General features: G+C 68.8%; 3 protein-coding genes and 1 pseudogene. All 4 read right to left on the reverse strand.

The window, feature by feature from the left end; translation table 11 throughout:
* Positions 1 to 36: 36 nt before the first annotated feature.
* The gene (locus tag QH283_RS16470) at positions 37 to 1251 is read right to left on the reverse strand and encodes an N-acetylmuramoyl-L-alanine amidase (RefSeq protein ID WP_280503869.1); all 1215 of its coding nucleotides are present in this window, start codon (positions 1249 to 1251) and stop codon (positions 37 to 39) included.
* 214 nt (positions 1252 to 1465) lie between these two features.
* A complete protein-coding gene (gene trxA, locus QH283_RS16475) occupies positions 1466 to 1798 on the reverse strand; it encodes a thioredoxin (protein WP_280503870.1) in 333 nt (110 codons plus the stop codon).
* A 48-nt stretch (positions 1799 to 1846) separates the two neighbouring features.
* Positions 1847 to 2830, reverse strand: coding sequence for a thioredoxin-disulfide reductase (gene trxB, locus QH283_RS16480; protein ID WP_280503871.1), 984 nt, complete (start codon positions 2828 to 2830; stop codon positions 1847 to 1849).
* Between the two features lie 121 nt (positions 2831 to 2951).
* Positions 2952 to 3151: pseudogene (locus QH283_RS16485) on the reverse strand (hypothetical protein); the annotation flags it as partial.

Here is a 3151-nt window from a genome sequence, read left to right on the forward strand (position 1 = left end):
CCGGGGACTTCCTCGTCTACGACCGGGTGGCGGCGGTCAGGTGCGATCGGCCGCCGCGAGCTCCTCGGCGAGCAACTCGGCGAAGGTGTAGGTGCCGGTCGGCTGGTCGTCCTGGCCGAGCAGGTACAGGCGCTTGACCGACACCAGGATGGCCTCGGCGATCACGTCGCGCATCCGCGGATTGGTGAGCACCGAAGCGTCGTATTCGTTGGTGAGGTATCCGACGTCGACCTGCACGGTCGGCATCTTTGTCAGGCGCAACAGATCCCAGGTGCGCGCGTGGGTCCGGCAGTCCTGCAGCGAGGTCCGCGCGACCACCTCACGCTGGATGAAACCGGCAAGCACCTGCCCGATCATCGAGACCGAGCCGTGCGAGTTGCCGAAGTGGAAGCTGGCCACGCCGTTGGCCGCCGGGCTGGCGTTGGTGGCGCAGCGCAGCGAGATCATCAGGTCGGCGTCGAAGGCGTTGGAGGTCTCGGCCCGTTCGGCATCGGTGGGATTGGCGCCCCACGGCCGGGACAGGAAGGTCTCCATACCGGTGGCCGCCATCCGGCCCTCCAACCTGCTGGCCAGATCCCAGAGGATCTCCGACTCGTAGATGTCGCCGAACTCCGAAGGCACGGCGAATCCTTTGTCCGGCCCGCCGAGACCGGGATCGATCACGATGCGTTTGCCGGTCAGCTGCGGACCGGCACGGTGCACCACCTCTTCCTCGGCGATCCGGTGCGGATTGCCGCCGGTGACCCGCGCGCCCAGCAGATCCAGCGAGCGCAGCGTGTCCGGGCCGCAGATTCCGTCGGCGGCAAGGCCGATCTCCCGCTGGAAGGCGGTGAGCGCCTCATGGGTCTGCGGTCCGAAGTAGCCGTCGATGCGGTGCACGTAGAAACCGAGATCCTGCAACCGGCGCTGCAGGGTGGCCACGTCGTCGCCGTAGAGCGGCGCCGACAACTGGTAGATGAGCGTCCGCGCGCCCAGGCGGTAGGAGGCCTCCTTGAGCGCCCGATACGTGGCCGGACCCACGACGCCGTCGACCAGCAGCCCGCGGTGCTGCTGGAAGGCACGCACCGCCGAGTCGAGGTGGTGGTCGAAGACGGCCGCGGTGTCCTTCCAGTACTCCGGCGAGTCCGACGCCGGAGTGACCGTGGAGTTCTGCGAGCCCCCGGAGGGCGCGTGCAGGAAGCCGAGACTTGCCAGGGTGTTCCGAACCTCGGCTACCGCGGGTCCGGTATCCCCGTGACGAAGTCGGTGCATGCCTAAGAGCCCTTTCCTTCCGTCCCACCGGGATACCCACCCGTGTGAGGGCGCACACCGCTCACACGATGCGGAACACGGTCGATTGTCTCAGACCTGGCTCCGAATTCGGCAAAATACCCGGGTGCTGGCATCCTACGGCGCGTCGGGAACGGCCGCCTCGGCTGCTACCGGTATACGGTGTCCATCCCCGACGCTCGGCTCCGCGGGACGGTCAGAGGACGTCGCTCAGTTCACGCAGGAGAGCCGCCTTGCCCTTGGCGCCGACGATCTGCTTGACCGGCTTGCCGCCCTGGAACAGCATCATGGTGGGCAGGGACAGGACCTGGTAGTCGCGTGCGGTGCCAGGGTTGGCGTCCACGTCGAGCTTGGCGACGGTCAGCTTGTCGGCGTGCGCGCCCGCGATCTCCTCGAGTACCGGGGCGACCATCTTGCACGGTCCGCACCAGGTGGCCCAGAAGTCGACCAGCACCGGCTTCTCGCTCAGCAGCACCTCGTCTGCGAAGGTCGCGTCGGTGACGGTGACCGTCTTGCCGTTCTCGGCCATGGGAACTCCTCGTGTCTTTCTTCGGCGATCGAGATCGATCGGACGAGATCAGTTGGCGTGCACCGCGACCGGCTCACCGGGGGTGTCCTCGGCGGCGCCGGTGGAGCCGTGCTCGGCCAGCCAGCGTTCGGCGTCGATCGCGGCGCGGCAGCCGGTGCCCGCGGCGGTGATCGCCTGACGGTAGGTGTGATCGACCAGATCGCCGGCGGCGAACACGCCGGGGATGTCGGTGGCAGTGCCGGGGTGCCGCACCAGGACGTAGCCCTCGTCGTCGAGCGCGACCTGGCCGCGCACCAGCTCGCTGCGCGGGTCGTGGCCGATCGCGACGAACAGGCCGGTGGCGGCCAGCTCGGAGGTCTCGCCGGTGCGGGTGTCGCGCAGCACCAGAGAGGTCACCGAGGTGTCGCCCTTGACCTCGGCGACCTCGGCGTTCAGCACGAACTCGATCTTGTCGTTCGCCTTGGCGCGGTCGAGCATGATGCGCGAGGCGCGGAACTCCTCGCGCCGGTGCACGATGGTGACCTTGGAGGCGAACTTGGTGAGGAAGGTGGCTTCCTCCATCGCCGAGTCGCCGCCGCCGACGACCACGATCTCCTGGCCGCGGAAGAAGAAGCCGTCACAGGTGGCACAGGCGCTCACGCCGCGGCCGAGCAGCCGCTCCTCGCCGGGTACGCCGAGGTAGCGGGCGGCCGAACCCATCGCGAGGATGACGGCCTTGGCCAGGTAGGTGACATCGCCCACGGTGACCTTCTTCACCGGGCCGGTCAGGTCGAGGGCCTCGACATCCTCGGTGCGGATGTCGGCGCCGAAACGCTTGGCCTGCTCGCGCATCTCCTCCATGAGGTCGGGGCCCATGATGCCCTCGCGGAAGCCGGGGAAGTTCTCGACCTCGGTGGTGGTCATCAGCGCGCCGCCGAACTGGGTGCCCTCGAACACCAGCGGCCGCAGGTCGGCACGCGCCGCGTAGATGGCGGCGGTGTAGCCTGCCGGGCCGGAGCCGACGATGATCAGGTCGTGAACTGGCGTGCTCATGACACCCTTCCGAAGAGCTGGCGGGGAACGAGATGGTCAACAACAGCCTAAACGCTGTTGTTCCCGCCCAGATCGCCCGCGTTGCGCCGGTCACGCGGGCTCGGGAGGACCCGCGGGCGGCTCATCCGATGTCGGTGACGTCGAGCACCTGGGGGTCGTCGGCGCCGCAGCCAGGACCGACGACCAGCGCGGTGATCTTCGGCGGTTGCGGCCCGGCCAGCAGGATCAGCACGGCCTCTTCACCCCGGTAGGTGAAGTTCATCGAGCCGAGCACCGGGCGTTCCAGGCCGGCGGCGCGCACGCACGCCGCCAGCGCCGCGT

The organism is Nocardia farcinica, assembly GCF_029867845.1.
Classification (GTDB): Bacteria; Actinomycetota; Actinomycetes; order Mycobacteriales; family Mycobacteriaceae; genus Nocardia; species Nocardia farcinica_A.

What these genes read in the sequence shown, in the direction of transcription:
- trxB (WP_280503871.1), bottom strand. Translation starts at nt 2,830, where the DNA reads ATGAGCACGCCAGTTCACGACCTGATCATCGTCGGCTCCGGCCCGGCA.
- trxA (WP_280503870.1), bottom strand. Translation starts at nt 1,798, where the DNA reads ATGGCCGAGAACGGCAAGACGGTCACCGTCACCGACGCGACCTTCGCA.
- QH283_RS16470 (WP_280503869.1), bottom strand. Translation starts at nt 1,251, where the DNA reads ATGCACCGACTTCGTCACGGGGATACCGGACCCGCGGTAGCCGAGGTT.